10 protein-coding genes are annotated in these 21,203 nt (G+C 43.0%); 9 read left to right on the forward strand and 1 reads right to left on the reverse strand.

What is annotated here, in order from left to right; all coding sequences use genetic code 11:
* Positions 1 to 42 precede the first annotated feature (42 nt).
* The 7 genes from Q8J82_RS10375 (at position 43) to tilS (ending at position 17,237) form a co-directional block, all read left to right on the forward strand.
* Entirely contained in the window at positions 43 to 567 is a 525-nt protein-coding gene (locus Q8J82_RS10375; RefSeq protein WP_305328256.1) for a chemotaxis protein CheW, read from the forward strand.
* 137 nt (positions 568 to 704) lie between these two features.
* Positions 705 to 2,465 carry a methyl-accepting chemotaxis protein gene (locus Q8J82_RS10380; protein ID WP_305326829.1) on the forward strand — a complete coding sequence of 587 codons (1,761 nt, stop codon included), beginning with the start codon at positions 705 to 707 and terminating at the stop codon, positions 2,463 to 2,465.
* 91 nt (positions 2,466 to 2,556) lie between these two features.
* Positions 2,557 to 7,632 carry an Hpt domain-containing protein gene (locus Q8J82_RS10385; RefSeq protein WP_305328257.1) on the forward strand — a complete coding sequence of 1,692 codons (5,076 nt, stop codon included), beginning with the start codon at positions 2,557 to 2,559 and terminating at the stop codon, positions 7,630 to 7,632.
* Between the two features lie 603 nt (positions 7,633 to 8,235).
* Positions 8,236 to 11,070 carry an EAL domain-containing protein gene (locus tag Q8J82_RS10390; RefSeq protein ID WP_305328258.1) on the forward strand — a complete coding sequence of 945 codons (2,835 nt, stop codon included), beginning with the start codon at positions 8,236 to 8,238 and terminating at the stop codon, positions 11,068 to 11,070.
* A gap of 287 nt (positions 11,071 to 11,357) precedes the next feature.
* The gene (gene dnaE / locus Q8J82_RS10395; protein WP_305328259.1) at positions 11,358 to 14,867 is read left to right on the forward strand and encodes a DNA polymerase III subunit alpha; all 3,510 of its coding nucleotides are present in this window, start codon (positions 11,358 to 11,360) and stop codon (positions 14,865 to 14,867) included.
* 53 nt (positions 14,868 to 14,920) lie between these two features.
* Entirely contained in the window at positions 14,921 to 15,892 is a 972-nt protein-coding gene (locus tag Q8J82_RS10400) for an acetyl-CoA carboxylase carboxyltransferase subunit alpha (RefSeq protein ID WP_305328260.1), read from the forward strand.
* The gene (gene tilS / locus Q8J82_RS10405; protein WP_305328261.1) at positions 15,861 to 17,237 is read left to right on the forward strand and encodes a tRNA lysidine(34) synthetase TilS; all 1,377 of its coding nucleotides are present in this window, start codon (positions 15,861 to 15,863) and stop codon (positions 17,235 to 17,237) included. Before Q8J82_RS10400 ends, tilS begins: the two co-directional genes overlap by 32 nt.
* 6 nt (positions 17,238 to 17,243) lie before the next feature.
* Here tilS and Q8J82_RS10410 read toward each other — a convergent pair whose 3' ends face one another.
* Positions 17,244 to 17,957: an arylesterase gene (locus Q8J82_RS10410; RefSeq protein ID WP_305328262.1), complete on the reverse strand. Its 714-nt coding sequence runs from the start codon at positions 17,955 to 17,957 to the stop codon at positions 17,244 to 17,246.
* A 2-nt stretch (positions 17,958 to 17,959) separates the two neighbouring features.
* Here Q8J82_RS10410 and Q8J82_RS10415 point away from each other — a divergent pair, with 2 nt between their 5' ends.
* Both Q8J82_RS10415 and Q8J82_RS10420 read left to right on the forward strand, forming a co-directional pair.
* Entirely contained in the window at positions 17,960 to 18,658 is a 699-nt protein-coding gene (locus Q8J82_RS10415; protein ID WP_305328263.1) for an ABC transporter ATP-binding protein, read from the forward strand.
* Complete coding sequence (locus tag Q8J82_RS10420) at positions 18,655 to 21,177, forward strand: ABC transporter permease (RefSeq protein WP_305328264.1); 2,523 nt, start codon at positions 18,655 to 18,657, stop codon at positions 21,175 to 21,177. Before Q8J82_RS10415 ends, Q8J82_RS10420 begins: the two co-directional genes overlap by 4 nt.
* The last annotated feature ends 26 nt before the right edge of the window (positions 21,178 to 21,203 follow it).

The following is a 21,203-nucleotide window of genomic DNA, read 5'->3' on the forward strand; positions in this document are numbered from 1 at the left end:
AAATTTATCAATTACTGACGGAATACTATTCATTAAATAATCATGGCTAAAACCTCTAACTTACGTGAATTCCAAGAAGCGATTCTTCTAAGACTTAAAGAAGCAACTGCTAAAGGCAGTGCGGTATCAACTTCACGTTTAGGGGTCACAGTAGGGCAAAAAAAGATATTGATCAACTTAAGCGAGGTGAGTGAGGTTTTGCCTGTGCCTCCGATACAAGCTGTTCCGTTAACGCAGCCATGGTTTTTGGGTGTTGCTAACGTGCGGGGTAATTTATATAGCATTACCGATTTAGCGCAATTTATGGGCATGCCACCAACGCCCAAGTCAGCTAATAATCGAATTGTCTTAATTAACTCAGAAACGACTACACAAGCCGCTTTAGTCATTGGAAGTTTAGTGGGTCTACGCAGCGTGGAAGCGATGAAGGAAAGGCCTGTAGCTGAAAGTAATGGTGAATTCTTTAGCAAGCAATCGTATGAAGATGCTGATAACAATGAATGGTTTGAATTGGATGTTGAAGCGCTGGTGCAAGATAAGGCATTCATTCAGCCTACCGTAGTTTAGATGCTGTAAATCAGAGTCTTGGAATTTATAAAAATAAGCAACAAAGTATTGAATTAAAAAATAAACTTTAGAAATTAAACACTTAATATAAAAATAGTTTTTATAAAGCATAATCATTTTGTGAATTGGGGTTCAAAATGGCATTAAATCTAGCGTCGATAAAAAGCTTGCCGTTACAGATAGGTGAGTTTTTAAATAAAATAAAAAGTAAAACCAGTGGATCAGGTTCTTCGAAGGCTGGGAGTTTAAAGGGCAATTATCGTCAACTTTACTTGCAGATTTTTGCGTTTATATTGTTTGCGGCACTGAGCTTTTGGGTAATTAACCAAGTGCGAGTGAATGGTCCGGTTTATAACACTCTGAAAGAATACCAATTTCTGGTGTCAGATACTTCATCCCCGCAACTTTATCCCGTGGATGCTTTTTCATATTACAACCAGGCTTATGTAGCATCTACTAACTTCAATAATGAGAAGCGTGATAGAGCGCTTGCAAATGCAGCAAAATTCGAGGCTTTGTTCAAAGAGCGCTCAGCTTACTGGCAACAAAATCTTAATAATGATAAGTTAAAAGGCCCATTGGAAGCCTCTGTTAAGGCTGGTGAGAATTTCTTTAGGGTAGCGCATACGCGCTATATTCCATCATTACCTTTGGGTACAGTTGCAGCTTCTGCACCATTATCTGATTTAACGGCAGCTTTCGAGGTGGCTCAGCAAACGAGTAATACATTTATTCTGGCAGTGCGGGATGAAAATAATAGTTTGATTGAATCACAAACTAACTTTATTAAGTTTGTATTATTTGGCTTGCTATTGCTAGGTTTAATTTTAGTGCTATTGATGTACTTTTTTGGAAAAAAACAAGTGGAGCAATCTACCGTTCTAACTGACCAATTGGCAAAAGAAGGGCAAGACAACCAAGAGGCTGTTTTACAGTTACTCGATGAAATGGGTGACTTGGCGGATGGTGACTTAACGGTAAAAGCGGAAGTGCGCGATAGTATTACTGGTGCGATTGCTGATTCTATTAACTATACCATTGATAGCTTGCGAGACTTGGTGGTTGAGATTAACCGGGCTACTGAACAGGTAACGTCAGCGACATCTGTGGCGCAAGGCACTTCATCTCAGTTGTTAGCGGCTGCTGAAACGCAATCTGAACAAATTCTGCAAACAACAGATGCAGTAACAGATATGACTCGCTCAATTTTACAGGTTTCAAGCAACGCGGCGCAGGCGTCTCAGGTGGCGCAACGTTCATTAGAAGCGGCAAATCAGGGTTCACAAGCGGTACAAAACACTATTTCAGGCATGAACGAAATTCGTACACAGATTCAGGAAACTTCTAAACGCATTAAACGCTTGGGTGAAAGCTCACAAGAAATTAGTGAAATCGTGGAATTAATTTCTGATATTACCGAACAAACCAACATTTTAGCGCTGAATGCGGCGATTCAGGCCGCTTCTGCCGGTGAAGCGGGTCGAGGCTTTACTGTGGTTGCGGAAGAGGTGCAACGTTTGGCGGAGCGTTCATCAGAGGCTACAAAACAAATTAGTGCGATTGTGAAAACGATTCAAACGGATACGCATGGCGCGGTGGTTGCGATGGAGAAAAGTACAGAGGGTGTGGTTGAAGGGGCGCGTGTTGCAGATGCTGCGGGTCAGGCGTTGACTGAAATTGAAACGGTGACAAATAATCTGGCGCGATTGATTCAGGCGATTTCAACTGCGACTAATGCACAAACAGAATCAGCCACAATGGTTGCAAATAATATGCAGTTGATTCAGGAGATTACAACACAGACATCTGAAGGTACGCAATTAACTGCTGATTCAGTCGGTCAGCTAACTTCGCTTGCTGAAGAGCTACGCTCGTCGGTGGCTGGTTTTAAACTTTAGTCGTTGCTTCTTTTATCAATAGTACATGCTTGGATGGCAGGAACAAATATAACCCCCATGACAATGTCGCATAATAAAATTAGGGCTGAAAATGGCTGAAGCATTTGATATTGGCCCATTATCTTGGGTAAAAGACGAGATTAATCAGTCTCTTAAAAAGGCGCGGGATAGCTTTGTTGTCGTATCTGACAAACCTGGCGAAGTTGCGAGCTTGCGTTTTACTACAGCGCATCTGTATCAGGTCAGTGGCGCTTTAGATATGGTGGGCCTTGAGGGCTGCAAACGTTACTGTTCGGAAATTGAGAAGCTCACAGCTAAATTAGAAAAACAGCAGATTGCTGTCAGCCAGTCAGTACTGGCGGCTTTAATACAAGCGGTTGATACACTTTCTTTATATTTGCAAGATTTATTAAATGGCATGCAAGATACGCCGACCAGGCTGTATGAGAGTTTAAAGCCGTTAGTTGAGTTACAGGGTGAATCAATTGATATCAGTGATTTATTTTACCCAGATACAAGCTATAGCGCACCTAAGGATTTACCTGCTAATCCTATCGCAGAGTCTTCTGTGCCTATTTTTGTGGCTGAGCAGCGTGTTATTTTCCAAAAAGCATTGTTGGATTGGCTGCGTACCAAAGATTCAGACTCGCTAAATAACATGCGTTTGGCGATTACTAACGTTCAACAAGTGCAATATAAAAATGCCTTGAAGACGCTTTGGTGGGCTGCAATAGCCTTTACTGATGCATTAGCACAAGATCAAATCGCTGAAGATTCTGGCGCAAAAAAATTGTGCAGCAGACTAGATCAACAATTACGTAAAATGTCGCTAGGTGAAGTAAAAGCACCTTCGCAATTACTACGAAACGTTCTGTATTATGTGGCCATCAGTGATAGTAGAACTGATGATATTGCTAACGTCAAAAAAATATTCGAGTTAGATGAGTTATTGCCTTCGGCTAATCAATCAGGTGGTGTGGCAGCAACATCGGCAGAGCGTGCTGCATTAGCTCAACTAAATGCCGACTTGCCTGGCTTAAAAGATTTATGGGCGACCATTAGTACAAGTACTTACTTTGTTGACTTGGAAGCGTTTGCTGACAAAGTCGATCATCTGGCTATGGTGTTGCTAAGTCTTAGCAATCAAAAAGTATTAAAACTGATCAATGCTATTCATTCTACAGTGATGGCATTAAAAACAGACAAAACCAAAATCAATGAAACGTCATTTATTGAAATTGCGGCATCACTCAATTTGCTGGAATACATTGGTGAGTATTATCAACAGCTTGATGCTGAGGCAGAGCAAAAGATCACCACACAAACTGCGCGCCTGAAATCCATCATTGAAGGTAAAACACTAATGCCAGCGGTTGACGAGTTTGCAACTGCAAGTCTGGATGCTAACGTGATTGAGGCTGTGGCTAAACAAATTATCGGTGCATTGCAGCTTGCTGAAAAGGCGTTAGATTCATTTTTTAGAAATCCGGAAAATGTTGCTGTATTGGATGACGCGAATAAGCCGTTGCAACAGGTTGTAGCAGCATTTGATATGCTGGAAATGCCAACGCCAAAGTTAATAGCACAGCTCAGTTCTGACTACGTGAACCATTTTAGATTTAGCGAAGATACTGACTCTAGAGATTCACAATTCGAACTTTTGGCTGAGAGTTTGAGTATGTTGGGGCTGTATGCGGAAGAGCTGCCTAAAGTACGTGCTGAATCTGAACAAGCATTATCTGAAGCACTAGCAAGTCTGCAACAGGGTGCCCAAGCTTTTGATGTAACAGTTGTAACTGAAGATTATGCTGAAATTCCGGCTGATAGCATGCAGAATCAGATGGATGTTGAGACTACTGCGCTAAATTTTGAAGCTCTGCCCATTGATTCTACAACTGATAAATCTACTGAAACAACGATAGATAATGTAACAGACAAAGCCGTTGACGCTGAGCTGCAAGATATATTCTTAACCGAAGCCGAAGAAGTATTAGCCAACTTGGCGCAACATCTTCAAGCGTTACGTGTCAATGCAACGGATAGTGAAGCTTTGATCGAAGTTCGACGTGCTTATCATACGCTAAAGGGCAGTGGCCGAACTGTGGGTCTGGTAGGGTTGAGCGATGTAGCTTGGGCGGTTGAGAAACTGCTTAACCTGGTGATGGAACGTAAGGTTTTCCCTACTCCTGAACAGCTGGCTTTTATTGAAAATGTCAGCGCGGAATTTGCAGGTTGGATAGCTGAATTACAATCCAATCAAAGCGTTACGTTAAACCCAACTCCATTCCAAAAACGCGCGGCTGAACTTGAGTTAGCATTTGAGCATGATTTGGCGATTGCCAAGCCAAAACCGCAGAAAGAAGAAGTGCTGATTGGTGGCACGCGTACTCTAAGCAAAGCGTTTTTTAATATTTTCTTGGCTGAAGCGCAGCAACATTTGGCAGTATTAATTGATGCACAAAAATCTTTGCAAATAGATTCAAACGAGCCGCCTTCAGATGCAAGTTGTCGTGCAGCGCATACACTGGGTAGCAATGCCCTTACTGCAGGTTTTAAACCTACCGGTGATTTAGCGCGTGCGTTAGAGCATTGGCTTGATGAGCATGCCGGGGCTTGGATAGAGCAACATGTTGCTTTATATGGCAATGTTGTTAAGGCACTTGCCGATGGTTTAGAAAAAGCAAAAGCGCTTAAAAATCCAAAGTCGACGCGTGCTCTTGTTATTGCTTTAGGTGAGTCTACCGCTGCGATGCAGGCGATAGCAACACAGCAAGCAGAAGCAGCAGTACTCGGGCTTGAACAAAATGAAGAGTCTGAAGAAGATCTAGCTAAAAAACAAAAAACTGAAACTGTTAAATCCGATTCAATTAAAACAGATTCTTTTGCGGAAGTTATAGAGGTCACTGAACCCGTTTCAAATGAAAATTTGATAGCTGAAGCTCTGCACGCCAGTCAGCTTAGAGATGTGGCTGTTGATCAGGAATTGTTAGGTTTGTTTGTTGAAGAAGCGCGTGAGTTAGTACCGCAAGTGGGTCGAGATTTACGTGGTTGGCGTGCAAACCCTCATGAAGCTGAGTTTCCAGATTCACTCCAGCGCGCGTTACATACCTTAAAAGGCAGTGCTCGTATGGCGGGGCAGGCAAATATTGGCGATAGTGTACACAAGATGGAGGATAGGGTAATCCATGCGTTGCGACATAAAGCTACTGCAGACGAGTTTGATGAAATGTTCGCAGAGTTCGACCGCATTGGTTACATGCTGGAAGATATTACCAGCGGAGTAAATGTCTCTGCTCAGGATGTTGATGCCGCAGCCACTGTGATTAAACCAACGCGTTCCGTTGAACGTAAATCACAGTTCTTGCGGATGCGTGCAGATGTATTAGATAGGTTGATTAATGAAGCTGGTGAAGTTTCAATCATGCGTTCTCGTATGGACAGAGAAATGCAAAACTTCAAACAATCTTCCACTGATCTAACCGATAGCATTAGTAGAATGCGCGGTTACTTGCGTGAGCTTGAAATTGAAGCCGAAACGCAAATGCAATCTCGCATGAGTTTATTGCAAGAAGCGAATGAAACATTTGACCCATTAGAATTTGACCGTTTTACACGACTGCAAGAGCTAACCCGTATGATGGCCGAGAGCGTGAACGACGTTTCAACTATTCAGCATGGATTATTGCTCAATTTGGATCAAACTGATGCTGCTTTACAGCAACAAAACCGCATGAATCGTGAGTTGCAGCAAGGTTTGATGGGCGTTCGTATGTTGCCCTTTGCAACGATTTCTGAGCGTTTGCAACGTATCGTGCGGCAAACCGCTAGAGAACTTAACAAGCGCGTTGAAATGACGATTGAGGGTGAAAATATTGAGCTTGATCGTGGCGTGCTGGATAAGATGGGTGCTCCGTTGGAACACCTGTTACGTAACGCAGTTGCACACGGCCTAGAATCAAGCGAAGAGCGTAAAAAGCTGGGTAAACCTGAAGTCGGACAAATTACACTAAAAGTCAGTTTGGAAAATGATGAAATTACATTGATAGTGACTGATGATGGTGCGGGTATTAATCTTGATAAAGTAAAACAAAAGGCCATTGAAAAAGGGTTCTTTACTGCGGATCAGGAATTATCTGACCAGGCTTTGATGGCCGTGATATTTGAGCCAGGGTTTTCAACGGCAGACGCGGTATCTCAAATCGCGGGTCGAGGTGTTGGCTTAGATGCAGTGCGCAGTGATATTGCTGCCTTAAGTGGCCGTATTGATGTAAGTAATGTAACAGGGTTGGGGGCAATGTTTAATGTCTATCTTCCTGTAACGCTTTCTGTTGCACAAGTGGTAATGGCGCGCGTGGGCAATAAACTGTTTGCCATTCCATCCGTCATGGTCGAGCAAGTGCAAAAACTTAAACAAGGCGATTTGATTAGCGCTTATCAAGCCCACAAGGTTAGCTGGGCTGGACGTGAATACCCATTACACTTTTTGTCCAAGTTAATTGGTGATGTGGATTACGTTGCCCAGCAACATGTCTACACGCCGGTGATTCTGTTGCGAAGTGGTACTTATCGTACGGCCTTGCATGTAGATGAGATTATTGGCAACCAAGAGGTTGTGATGAAGCAAATTGGGTCACAATTAGCACGTGTGCCAGGCATGATTGGTGCCACTGTATTGGGTGACGGTATTATTGTGCTGGTAATAAACCCGGTACAGTTGGCAAATCGCGAGGCGCTTTCTGTAGGTGCGATTAAAGTAAGCACATTTGCGCCAGTCGTTGAGCAAGTAAAAAAACTCGCACTAGTGGTTGATGATTCACTCACTATGCGTAAAGTACTTTCTCGTGTATTAGAGCGTGAAGACTTTGAAGTCATTACCGCTAATGATGGTATGGATGCGGTTCAGAAACTTCAACTAATCACGCCGGATATTATTTTGACAGACATCGAAATGCCTCGTATGGATGGCTTTGAATTTTCACGGCACGTGCGTGATAACGAAAAAACCTCTCAAATTCCATTGATAGTCATTAGCTCACGCACTGCAGAAAAACACCGTAATGTGGCAAAAGAATTAGGGGTGAATGCCTTCTTGGGTAAACCTGTGCAAGATGATGAACTGCTGGAGCAAGTAAATGCATTATTAAATATAAAAGATAAGCTGCAATAGTACTTAATCTGGCATTTGCTAGATACGCTTAACTTACGCCATATAAGATTTCATATTAACTTTATTATATGAGCTGAATGCGACTTAAGAAGGTTTAACAGTATTTACACCCTCTATTCACATCGTGCCAGTTTTTTGCAAATTCACACCATCTTTGTAATCCAGGATTAGTTAAACTCACGCCGGTCTGTTTGAGGGTGTTTTTTCCTTTTCGTCGTCTAGCCTCGCGTTGCATATTTTATGTAAAAACTCAGTAAACTCTAAAGCATAGACATGTACAAAGTTACATACCATAGAAGTTTTATCAAAATTTACACTGGATTTGTTAAAGTCAGTGATACCAATAAACATTTGGAATGGCGCATAAAAGCATTTCTTTTGTTGCAAATGAGTTTATGCAGGTCGATATAGACTGCATGTAACTCTAACCTTCTCTTTTACCATGCCTAATCACATTAAACAAAACACTGTAAGTTACGCACTTAATCAATTGGTTTTAGCTTAACCCTATGTGCATTTTGGTGTTATTTTTCAGCTTACATTGATGGTCGAATGCTAAAACTACAGGCAATAATTAAAACGTGCCGATATTGGCTGTTGAAAATGCTCGACCATATTTTGGTGCTGTCCAAAATTGATCTAATAATTCCAACAAGAAATAAATCTTCTACAATCTGGCGTTTTTTGGTGCCGGTGTTAATTCTTTTACTTGCTGCTCCTTTTGTTCTGATTCAACAACAAACTTCGCAGCAATTGGACAACATTCAGATAGATGCTCAAGAGCAGGCAAGAACTCTCGTTCGTTTGCTCAATGCCACAGATGAGTTAGTGACAGAGCAGACTAATGTTGCCATGCGCTTGATGAAAGAGCGCAGCATAGCGATGGGAGAGCCTAATATTAGCGGTGAAATTAACATTTTTGGCAGGGAAGTTCCCAATCTGAAATTTGGAGAATTTGAACTGACTAACCTATTCAAGTATGTAGATGATCTTTCAAGTTTAGTTGGTGGCACAGCAACTATATTTGTAAAGTCGAACGATGATTTTGTGCGTATCACAACCAACGTTCGACGTAGCAATGAATCGAGAGCCACAGGAACTAATCTGAATCCAAACAGCAAGGCCTTTAACGCGTTACAAGCGGGACATAATTTCAGTGGTGTCGTGGACATTCTCGACGAACCATACATTACTCGTTACGACCCAATTTACAATGATATTGGGAGCATTATCGGTGCCTATTATGTTGGCTACAAAGTTGATATGAAGGTACTGCGCGAAGCCGTTATGAATACTCGACAACTAAAAACTGGCTTTGCAGTGGTGTTGGATAGCCATAATAAAATCCGATTTCTTTCATCCCATGTTCCAAACAGCAAAGCAGAAAATCTTTTGCTTGAACAGCCTAAGAGTTGGAAGTTTGTTAGAGAAGATATTCCAAATTGGGGATTCATAGTTATCGTTGCTTATCCATTAAGCGAGGCTCGTGCAGTTGGATTAGCAAACTCCTGGTTCGTGATAGGCGCTGGTATCTTACTTGGTGCATTCCTCATCATTATCATTTTATGGCAGTTGCAACGTTTAATCTTTAATCCGATTGGTGCTGACCCAGCCTTAGCGATTGACGTGGTGCAACGAATCGCTGCTGGCGACTTAGATCATGATGGCCTTGAGGCCAAGCCTGACACATTGATGGCTAACGTGCTGCGTATGCGTCTAAAGCTGCGTGACACTTTGAGTATGCTACGTGAGAACGCCGATCGAATGAGTCTCTCAGCTACCGTGTTTAATCATGCACATGACGGAATTTTTATTGCTGATAATAAAATGCACATTGTTGAAGTTAATGCTGCATTCACTAAGGTTACCGGCTATGCACGTGAAGCTGTGTTGGGAAATACTCCTGAGCATTTAGGCTTTGCTGCGCGTGACAATAAGTTCTTTGTAAAACGACTACAAGATCAGGAGCATGCGGCTGAATGGCGAGGAGAAACATGGAACCGTCACAGTAATGGCGAGGAGTATGCTGTTTGGCTGGATATTTTTGCTGTACGAGATGACACAGGGCTTATTAACAATTACGTATGTCTGTTCTCCGATATTACAGAACGCAAACAGGCAGCAGAAGAAATTGAACATTTGGCATTTTATGATTCTCTCACTCACCTACCCAATCGGCGGCTTTTGGTGGATCGGCTTAATCAAGCGCTAGCTTCCAGTGCACGTAGTGGTAGAGATGGAGCGTTATTGTTTCTTGATCTTGATCATTTTAAAACACTTAATGATACTCTCGGCCATGATATTGGTGACGCATTGTTACAACAAGTTGCAGAAAGAATTAAGTGCTGCGTGCGTGAAGGCGACACTGTTGCTCGTTTGGGAGGTGATGAGTATGTGGTACTGCTGGAAGACTTGAGTGAACAAGACATTGAAGCTGCAGCGCAGGCTGAGGCCATTGGCGAAAAAATTCTAGCTATCCTCAATAAACCATACCGGCTTGCCACGCATGAATACCAAAGTACCGCCAGTATTGGTATTGCCCTTTTCAGAAGCCACAGTGAATCTATGGATGATTTACTGAAACATGCTGATATTGCCATGTATCAGGCCAAGAAGTTTGGTCGTAATACGCTGCGATTCTTCGACCCGCAAATGCAATCAAGCATCACTGCACGTGTTGGCATGGAAGCAGACTTACGAATTGCCCTCAAAGAAAATCAGTTTATGCTCTACTACCAGCCACAGGTCTATCACAACCGACATATCACCGGTGCTGAAGTATTGCTTCGCTGGCAGCACCCAGAACGTGGATTAGTGCCACCTTTTGACTTTATTCCATTAGCCGAGGAAACTGGCTTGATTTTACCCATTGGACAATGGGTGCTGGAAACTGCCTGCGATCAAATCAAGGCATGGGAAGGTAGTGTTCATACTCAAAATCTACAGCTTGCCGTCAATGTTAGCTCGCGACAGTTCTATCAAGCGGACTTTGTGCAACTGGTTCATCAGGCGCTGATCCGTAGTGCCATCAATCCCGATAGACTCAAGCTAGAACTAACTGAAAGTCTGGTGCTTGATGACATAGCTGATACTATTCTGAAAATGCAGGCGCTCAGGGAAATTGGTGTACGGTTTTCTATAGATGATTTTGGCACTGGTCATTCATCATTGGCTTACCTGACTCAACTGCCTCTTGACCAACTCAAAATTGATCAATCATTCATCCGTAATATTGGTATTAAAGATACTGATGCAGTAATCGTACAGACTATTATTGGTATGGGTAATAATCTTGGTTTGGAGGTGATTGCAGAGGGAGTGGAAACGGAGGCGCAACGCGCCTTCTTGCAACAGCATGGATGTGCAGTCTGCCAGGGTTATTTATTTAGTAAGCCAGTTCCTCTAGAAGAGTTTGAAGCATTTTTGAAAAAAGGATGATGGCTTTATGTTATAAAGTTCCAGATTGACGGAAATATCGGGCGAGAGTCTAGCTTGCAGAATGGTCGTTATAAAACCGTTTAATTTCTGTTTCTTCTTAATTTGGCTCGTATATTTTTTGCCTGGATAAAATGAAAATTCAGATTCAACTACGAGTTACTGATGTATTGTGAAGTAACAACGAATACATTTGTCAACAGTAATTGTATTGCAATAAGTCACTTTTTGTCATTATTCCAGCTAATTTTTGCTCTCTAAAGTCTCTTCAATAAGGTAAAATTTACCTTATGTTGCAAACTAGCCAAACCGATTTAACCCCCCCTGCGTTCGTTCATTTGCGTTGCCATAGTGAGTATTCCATTGTGGACGGCATAGTGCGGATTGATGACTACGTAAAGCATGCATTGAACGACAAAATGCCGGCGCTGGCACTCACTGATTTAAGTAATCTATTTGGTGCGATTAAGTTTTACAAAGCCGCTCGTAGTAAAGGTATTAAGCCTGTTTTAGGTTGTGATATATGGTTAGAAAATACTGTTAACCGTGATCAGCCATCACGTTTACTTCTGTTATGCCAGTCACATGCGGGCTATTTGTTGTTATGCCAGTTACTGAGCCGTGCATATTTAACTAACCAATATCGAGGTCGTGCTGAATTTAAACGCGAATGGTTTACTGAATGTGGCACGGAAGGTCTAATTTTGCTTTCTGGTGCTTTGGCTGGAGATGTTGGTCAGGCTTGTGCGCAAGATAATCAAAAGCTGGCGCTTAAGTTGGCTGATGATTGGCAAAACCTATTTCCAGATCGTTTTTATTTAGAAGTACAGCGTGTTGCCAGTACATTAGACAATAATGCACAGAAGTCTCAGCAGGAAGACTACATTCAACACTTACGTTCAATTGCGAATACACTGAATTTGCCGATTGTAGCCACGCACCCTATACAATTTACTACGCCTGATGATTTTAGGGCGCATGAAGCGCGTACCTGTATTTCGGAAGGTTATGTGCTGGCCGATACGCGTCGCCCAAAAAATTTCACAACCGAGCAATACTTTAAAACACAGGTTGAAATGAGTGTTTTGTTTGCAGATATGCCAGAAGCCCTCATCAACAGTGTAGAGATTGCGAAACGCTGTAACTTGACACTGACACTTGGCAAAAATTACTTACCCAATTTCCCTACGCCTAATAATGAAAGTTTAAATGAGTATTTAATCGCAGAGGCACGCAGAGGTTTGGTCGAACGTTTAGAGGTGCTTTATCCAGATGAGCAAGTTCGAGCAGCCAAACAACCTGATTACGACGCGCGTTTAGATTTTGAAACCGATGTTATTAATCAAATGGGTTTTGCTGGCTACTTTTTAATTGTGGCAGATTTTATTCAATGGGCTAAGCATAATGGCGTGCCTGTAGGGCCTGGGCGTGGGTCAGGTGCTGGCTCTGTGGTGGCTTACAGCTTAGGCATTACCGATTTAGACCCGCTAGAGTATAACTTGCTTTTTGAGCGCTTTCTAAACCCAGACCGCGTTTCGATGCCTGACTTTGATATCGACTTTTGTCAGGAAGGACGAGATCGTGTCATTGATTATGTGAAACAGAAATATGGTTTAGATGCCGTTTCACAAATCGCTACTTTCGGTACTATGGCGGCTAAGGCTGTGATTCGGGATGTTGGCCGAGTCTTGGATTTGCCGTTTCACTTTGTGGATGGCATCAGTAAGTTGATTCCGCTGGAGTTAGGTATTACTTTGTCTGATGCCTTGGTCAAAGAGCCGCAGTTAGCAGAGCGTAGGGAAAATGAAGAGGAGCTGCGCGAGTTGCTGGAGCTTGCCTTGAGGCTGGAAGGTTTAGTGCGTAACGTAGGGATGCATGCAGGTGGCGTACTGATTTCACCAGGCAAGATTTCTGATTTTTCACCCGTTTATTGTCAGGCAGACGGCGCAAGTTTAGTCAGCCAATATGATAAAGACGATGTTGAAGCGGTAGGTTTAGTAAAGTTTGACTTTTTAGGGTTGCGTACACTGACTATTTTAGAGTTAGCCTTGGTTAATGCGAATAAACAGTGCGTAACGGAGGGTTTAGCGCCATTATCTTTTGAAACATTACCACTGAATGACAAGGCTACGTTCCAGTTACTTAAAACCGCGAATACCACAGCCGTATTTCAGTTAGAGTCCAAAGGCATGAAAGACATGCTTAAACAGGCGATGCCTGACTGCTTTGAAGATATTATCGCGCTGGTGGCATTGTATCGTCCTGGCCCAATGGATTTAATTCCAGATTTTTGTCGTCGTAAACATGGCAAACAACGTGTGGAATATCCGCATCCGCTGACTGAACCTATCTTAAAAGAAACGTATGGTATTGCTGTTTACCAAGAGCAGGTGATGCAGATTGCGCAGGTCGTGGCAGGCTATAGCTTGGGTGGGGCGGATTTGCTACGTCGTGCCATGGGTAAAAAGAAGCAAGAGGAAATGGATGCGCAGCGTAAAACCTTCACTGAGGGTGCTGTTAAAAATAACATGACGGAGCGTCAGGCCACCGAGTTATTTGATTTGCTGGAAAAATTTGCTGGCTATGGTTTTAATAAATCGCACGCTGCGGCATATGCTTTGGTGGCTTACCAAACTGCTTATTTAAAGGCGCATTATCCAGCAGCGTTTCTCGCATCAACCATGTCTGCAGATATGAATAACACAGACAGCGTGCATATTTTTTATGATGATTGTGCGCCTAACCAGATTGAAGTGCTGCCGCCGGATGTCAATCAGAGCGAGTATAAGTTTAAACCTGTCAGTAAAACCCAAATTTTGTATGGCCTAGGTGCGGTTAAAGGCACAGGACAAGCCGCGATTGAGGTGATATTGCAGGCACGCAGGCAAGATGGTCCATTTAAAGATTTATTCGACTTTTGTAATCGTTTGGATTTACGTAAAGTAAATCGTCGTGTAGTGGAATCTTTAATTCGTGCTGGCGCATTTGACAAGCTATCACCCGACAATATAAACCCAAGTCGTAATGCCTTGTTAGCAGGTGTAGCAATGGCAATGGCCGCCGCTGAGCAAAATAGCGCCAATAGTAATCAGAATAGTTTGTTTGGCGAAATCGCTGATAAAGCTGCGAATATACTGCCAACAGTGCCAGACTGGTCTGAACAACAACGCTTGCAAGAAGAAAAAGCAGCGCTAGGATTTTATTTTAGTGGGCATCCATATTGGGCGTATCAAAAAGACCTCAGCCAATTTATTTCAACCACGCTGGCTAATTTATCACCAAAAGAACAGCCGCAATTATTAGCTGGTATTGTTTCTGGCGTGCGAATACGCATGACGGGCCGTGGAAAAATGGCGATAGTTGGCTTGGATGATGGTACTACCCGTGTTGAAGTAGTGGTGGGCAGTGAATTGCTGAATCAGCAACAGTCTTTGTTAAAAGATGATCAATTGATTATCATTGAAGGCCGTGTAAGTAACGACGAGTTTTCTGGCGGTGTAAGGGTGAATGCGAGAAAGATTTATGACTTATCCAGCTTAAGAAACAGTAAAGCCAGTTTTTTGAAAATTTCATGTAATGGTCAAGCGGATGCTGTAAAACTAAAAGCTTTACTAAAACCTTACTGTAAAAACACATCTGATGAACTGCGTGGCTGTGCGGTTAAAATTGAGTATCATAATAAAACCAGTAAAGTAGAATTGATGTTAGGCAATGACTGGCGTGTTGACTTGCATGAAGAATTGATTGCAGGTTTAACTGAATGGTTGAGTCGTGATAATGTTAAAATCCTATATAATTAGGCATCACAGAATGTAGCCTTTAAGAAATAAGTTACGATTATTGAGTCAAATATATGAAAATAAGTTATCTAGATTTTGAGCAACCCATTGCTGAACTTGAAAACCAAATTGACGGTTTGCAGGCTGCACATGACGCTAATGATGCTTTAGATATTTCTAAAGAACTCACTGCTTTAGAAAAGAAAAATAAAAAACTATCTGAAGATATATACGGCAACTTAACTGCCTGGCAAATTTCGCAATTGGCACGTCATCCGCAGCGTCCGTATACCTTGGATTATATTCAAGGATTATTTACTGACTTTGAAGAGTTGCATGGAGACAGAGCGTATGCTGACGATCCTGCTATTGTCGGCGGGCTAGCACGGTTTGAAGGTCAGCCTGTGATGGTGATTGGCCATCAAAAAGGGCGCGATGTCAAAGAACGTCAATACCGTAACTTTGGAATGCCGCGACCTGAAGGTTATCGCAAAGCATTGCGTTTATTCCGTTTAGCAGAAAAATTTAATATCCCTATTATTACCTTGATTGATACCCCGGGTGCCTATCCAGGCATTGGCGCTGAGGAGCGCGGTCAATCAGAGGCGATTGCACGTAATTTATACGTGATGGCTGAGCTTGAAACGCCTATCATCGGCGTGATTATCGGTGAGGGTGGCTCAGGCGGAGCATTGGCGCTTGGTGTAGTTGATCAATTGTTAATGTTGCAGTACGGTACATACTCTGTCATTTCACCTGAAGGGTGCGCTTCAATTCTGTATAAGAGCGCTGATAAAGCCTCAGTGGCTGCAGAATCACTGGCAATTACGGCTGCTAGACTGAAAGCAATGGGTTTGATAGACCGTATTATTGCCGAGCCGCTAGGTGGCTCGCATCGCGCGCCAGAGGTGGTAATGGAAACCTTACGCGTTGCATTAAAAGAAGAGCTCGCCAAGTTAAAACCTAAATCAATTAAATCTTTACTGGTTAGCCGTTATGAGCGCTTAATGGGCTATGGCAAATTCAAAGAAGTCGCTGAAAAATAGCAAGAAGGCTACAAATCCTGTAGCCCATCCTTTACTTTTACAGCTCAGTCATTTTTTAAGTAGTCACTTAAAGCCTAATACTCAATTGTTATTAGCTTTTAGTGGCGGCTTGGATTCGACTGTGCTGCTACATCTATTAGCGCTTGCTAAGCAAACAATCCCCTTTGAATTACATGCCATGCATGTGCATCACGGTTTAAGTGCCAATGCCGATAAATGGGCTGAGTTTTGCTTGCAACAATGTCAGACCCTCAATGTGCCCATTCAAATTGCGCATGTCAATGTTGATAAAAATTCCAAACTGGGAATTGAGGCCGCAGCAAGACAGTTGCGCTATCAGGTTTTGTTCAATACTCAGTCAAATGGAACAGTGCCAGATTTTATTGTGACCGCACACCACCAAGACGACCAAGCCGAAACGCTGCTACTGCAATTATTCAGAGGGGCTGGTGTTAAGGGTTTGTCATCTATGGCTGCAATAGATGAGCCTAGACGTTTGATGCGCCCCTTGCTAGATGTCTCGCGCAAAACGCTGCAAGAATATGCTGAACTGCACAATATTCAGTGGTGCGATGACGAGAGCAATGACAATACGCAATATGAACGTAATTTTGTACGTCATGAAGTGATGCCGATTTTTCAGCTTCGTTATCCCGCAGTTCAATCAGTACTTGCCAGAACGGCTTCTCACTTAGCTGAAGCGAATAATTTGCTTGATACATTGGCAAAAGTAGATGCCGAGCATTTATTACATGATAATAGTTTATGTTTGCAAGGATTAAGTGCTTTAGATGTTCCCCGCGCCAAGAACCTGCTGCGATGGTGGTTTTCACAAAATCAGCTGGCAATGCCTACGTCTGAACATTTAACTGAAATCATCCAGCAGTTACTCAACGCCAAGCCAGATGCAAATCTCAATATCCAGCTGCAACAGTTAAGCTTAAAACGCTATCAACAGCGCGCGTACTTATGTCGCGACCAAGTTTCAAAACCGTTTGATATGGTTTGGAACGGTGAACCCAGTTTAATGTTGCCAAATGGTGACCAGCTGCAATTTCAGCAAGTTACTGGGTCAGGGTTAGCACTTAAACATGGGATGACTAAATTAAGAATCACCAATCGAGATGGCGGAGAGCGGTTTAAGCCTGATGTTTTGAGACCCACGCGCACGCTGAAACATCTGCTACAAGAAGCCAATATTCCACCTTGGCAACGTGAGCATATGCCGCTGATTTATTGGCACGATACATTAGCTTTAGTGCCAGTCATTGGCATTGCTCATGAACTGCAGGCGGCTGAACATGAGCAAGGTTTAGAAGTTACTTGGCATGAGCTGACAGTTTAATCCCCATCATTTTTTAAGCATCAATTTTAACTTCGGCCAAATGTTATCCAATATCATTGGCTGTCCTAGTGTATTAGGGTGCAAGCCATCGTTTTGAATTAAGTCTGGTTTAACCGCGATGTTTTCCAGCATAAATGGTACTAGTTTTACTTTATGTTGCTGGCTTAGTTGTAGATAGCTCTGGCTGAATGTTTCGGTATATTTAGGGCCATAATTAGGCGGTATTCTCATGCCGACCAGCAGCACTTTTACTTTCGCTTTTTTGCTTTGGGTGATCATTGCACTTAGGTTGGCGTTCATTTCTTTTAGCGGTAATCCGCGTAGCCCGTCATTGGCACCAAGTTCCAGTATGATGACGGCAGGTTTTGTTTTTGCGAGGGTGCTTGTGAGTCTGGTCAAACCGCCGCTGGTTGTTTCACCACTTACACTGGCATTGATGACGTCATAATGATAATGCTGCTCGTTTAGTCTTTTTTGTAATAGGTTCACCCAGCCTTGTTGTTGTGCAAGGCCGTATGCAGCTGATAAGCTATCTCCATAAACCAAAATTTTAGGGTTTGCTGCAATTGCTTGCGGAGAACATGCAACGAAACTGAAACCTAGTAGACTAAGTAAAAGTAATTTAGATGGCAGTAATTTAGATGGCAATAGTTTAGAAATTAGCGGTTTAAAAATTCCAAAAATAAACGATTCAAAAATTAAAAATAAGCGGAAAAACATTAATGCAACAATCTCCTATCATTCAAGCGCAAAACTTGACCTATGAATTTATTAGCTATGATAACCATATTCGAGTGCTTCAGAACTTAAATTTGTCAATTTTAACGGGTGAGCAAGTCGCGATTATCGGCAGTTCAGGTTCTGGTAAATCGACACTGTTGAGTTTACTGGCAGGGTTGGACGTACCAACCAGCGGTAGCGTTCAAATCCAAAGTAAACCTTTTAGTAGTTTGGATGAAGACGGCAGGGCGGCAATTCGTGCTAAAAACATGGGCTTTGTGTTTCAGTCATTTCAGTTACTGCCTTCACTTACCGCTTTAGAAAATGTGATGCTGCCGTTGCAATTGAAAAGTAATCCAAACGCTAAAGTACTGAGCCTGGAGGCGTTAAAAAAAGTAGGCTTGAGCGAACGTGTGCAGCATTACCCTAAACAGCTTTCAGGTGGCGAGCAACAGCGTGTTGCGATTGCGCGGGCATTTGCCACACAGCCTTCGATTTTGTTTGCAGATGAACCGACAGGTAATTTAGATAATACGACTGGACAAGTCATTATTGAGTTGTTATTTAAAATGAATAGGGAAGCTGGTACTACGCTGGTTTTGGTAACGCATGATGTGCATTTGGCAAATCGTTGTCAGCGCCAGCTTAGGCTTGAAAATGGAGTGCTGGCTGAGCTTGCACCAGAGTTGGTATCAAAATGAGATTTCCGTTTAAATTAGCTTGGACACAAACTGTCAATTTGTGGCGCTCAGGTGCGTTACGCGTACTCATTTTTGCTTTGGTGTTAGCTGTGACAGCGATTACTTCAACTGGATTTTTCACGCAACGCGTCGAAACTTCCCTGAATCAGCAAGGCGGTTTATTGCTTGGCGGCGACCTTGCTATTTTGTCAGACCATGATATTCCAGAGCGTTTTGTAGAGCGTGCAGCAACACAAGGTATGGCTATGGTTAAAACCTATGAGTTTGCAAGCATGGTGGTGTTTGGTGAAGTCAATCAACTTGCTGAAATCAAGGCTGTCGGACAGGAATTTCCGCTAAGAGGTGACCTAACGCTAGGTAAACATACCACTGATGCTGGTTATGTAGTAAAAACTACGCCCAAAGTCGGTGAGGTTTGGGTTGAGCCAAGATTGGCGAATTTACTAAACATCAAAGTTGGTAGCGAAGTTGAAGTTGGCGAGCGTAAGTTGCGTGTCAGCGCGATATTGATACGTGAGCCATCGCGTGGTGGCGACATGTTTGGTTTTGCACCCCGCTTGATGATGCACGCTGACGATTTGCCTTCTACCAAGTTGATTCAATACGGCAGCCGTGTGAAATACCAACTCTTGCTCGCTTCAAGTCCTCAAAAAATAAATCAATATTTTGAACAAAGCAAACCTGAGTTAAGCCGTGGCGAAAAAATACAGGATGTACGAAATGCACGCCCTGAAATTAAATCAGCGCTGGATAAAGCCCAGCAGTTTTTAGGCTTGTCTTCCATGGTCAGCGTCATTTTAGCGATGGTCGCCATGCTGCTTTCGAGTTTGCCTTACATCAAACAAAGTCTCGATACATTTGCGCTTATGCGCTGTTTTGGCGCTTCAAAAAATACCGTGTTACAAGTGCTAGCCATACAAACTATTTTAATTGCATTCTTTAGTGCTTTGCTGGGCGTGGCCTTAGGTTTTATCGGCCAGTTCGGCTTGGCAAAATTAGCAGGCAGTTTATTTTTAGAGGCATTGCCTCCCGCTTCCGCCACACCAGTTTTAGTAGGAATTGTGACCAGTATTGCCATGATGTTTGCTGTGGTGTTGCCTCACGCATGGCAAATGCGCAACTTAACCGCTATGAATATTCTGCGGCGTGAAACACTTTCTCAGCCTATTTCAGCGCAAGCGAAATTTCTACCAGCTGCATTGGTGATGTTCGCCATGATTTTTTGGCAAGCGCGCGACGTGAAACTTGCCTTTTCTACCATTCTTGCCTTGTTGCTGCTATGCGTTGCAATTGTTGGATTTTCGTATCTTATAGTTAATTTATCCAGTCACTTATTTAACTTGTCATCACAGAATCTATCGTGGAAAAGCCAAGTGCTGAATGATATAAAAATCGGCGTGCTTGGACTCAAGCGACGATTTGGTCTGTCTACCGTGCAGATGATTGGTTTCAGCATGGGCTTGATGGTGCTGATGTTGTTAGCATTGATTCGTGGTGATCTGATTCGTAACTGGCAAGCTTCGCTGCCGGCTGATGCGCCAAATCGTTTCGTTATCAATATTCAACCTACACAAATCGAAGGTGTTAAGCAGTTTTTTGAAGATCAGAATATCAAGGGCGGAACGATTTTTCCGATGGTGCGTGGCCGGTTAATGAGTGCCAATGGTAAAGACATCGGACTAACAGACTGGAAAGATGAGCGTGCAAAGCGTCTTGCCGAGCGAGAGTTCAATCTATCTTGGGCTGCAAACATGCAAGACGACAATAAGCTCTTATCTGGCAGTTGGTGGACAGCAGCAGAGCATGGCAAGCCGTATTTATCTCTTGAGCAAGATTTAGCTATCAGTTTAGGTTTAAAGCTGGGCGATAAGCTGGTGTTTGATATTGCAGGCAACCCATTAACGCTCACTGTGACCAGTATCAGAAAAGTAGAATGGGATACGATGCGTGCCAATTTTTTCGCGGTAACGCCACCGGGTGTGCTGGATGATTTTTCTGCTAATTATATTAGCAGCTTTCATTTGCCTTTAGGTGCCGATGCGCCAATGAATCAATTGATACGGACTTATCCAAATCTTACCGTGATTGATGTTGCGGCGCTCATGCAGCAAGTGCGTGGCATTATGCAGAAAATGAGTAATGCCATTGAGTATGTGTTTGCCTTTAGTTTGATTGCAGGCATGGCGGTGCTTTATGCGGCGCTGGTAGCAACGCGGGAAGAACGCATCACGGAAGCCACGCTGATGCGCGTATTTGGCGCTTCACGGCGGCAAGTCGGTGTTGCCTATATCGCTGAGTTTGCGTGCATAGGCTTAATCTCGGCTTTTGTTGCAGCAGTGGCTGCCAATATGCTGGCGTATTATATGAGTGCTCATGTGCTTGATATCCCATTTCAATTGAACATTACCCTAGCATGCAGTGCCATGTTGGTTTCAGCTATTCTTATTCCACTGGCTGCGTGGCTTGTTTTGCGCGGGTTTTTGAATGTTCCAGTGCGGCAGTTGCTCAACAGCGTTTAAGAAAACGTAGAGAAAATTGCAGAAAG

The sequence above is a fragment of the Methylotenera sp. genome (assembly GCF_030684185.1).
Lineage (GTDB): Bacteria > Pseudomonadota > Gammaproteobacteria > Burkholderiales > Methylophilaceae > Methylotenera.

What these genes read in the sequence shown, in the direction of transcription:
- tilS (WP_305328261.1), top strand. Translation starts at nt 15,861, where the DNA reads ATGGCAAATTCAAAGAAGTCGCTGAAAAATAGCAAGAAGGCTACAAAT.
- Q8J82_RS10390 (WP_305328258.1), top strand. Translation starts at nt 8,236, where the DNA reads ATGCTCGACCATATTTTGGTGCTGTCCAAAATTGATCTAATAATTCCA.
- Q8J82_RS10400 (WP_305328260.1), top strand. Translation starts at nt 14,921, where the DNA reads ATGAAAATAAGTTATCTAGATTTTGAGCAACCCATTGCTGAACTTGAA.
- Q8J82_RS10375 (WP_305328256.1), top strand. Translation starts at nt 43, where the DNA reads ATGGCTAAAACCTCTAACTTACGTGAATTCCAAGAAGCGATTCTTCTA.
- dnaE (WP_305328259.1), top strand. Translation starts at nt 11,358, where the DNA reads ATGTTGCAAACTAGCCAAACCGATTTAACCCCCCCTGCGTTCGTTCAT.
- Q8J82_RS10415 (WP_305328263.1), top strand. Translation starts at nt 17,960, where the DNA reads ATGCAACAATCTCCTATCATTCAAGCGCAAAACTTGACCTATGAATTT.
- Q8J82_RS10385 (WP_305328257.1), top strand. Translation starts at nt 2,557, where the DNA reads ATGGCTGAAGCATTTGATATTGGCCCATTATCTTGGGTAAAAGACGAG.
- Q8J82_RS10380 (WP_305326829.1), top strand. Translation starts at nt 705, where the DNA reads ATGGCATTAAATCTAGCGTCGATAAAAAGCTTGCCGTTACAGATAGGT.
- Q8J82_RS10420 (WP_305328264.1), top strand. Translation starts at nt 18,655, where the DNA reads ATGAGATTTCCGTTTAAATTAGCTTGGACACAAACTGTCAATTTGTGG.
- Q8J82_RS10410 (WP_305328262.1), bottom strand. Translation starts at nt 17,957, where the DNA reads ATGTTTTTCCGCTTATTTTTAATTTTTGAATCGTTTATTTTTGGAATT.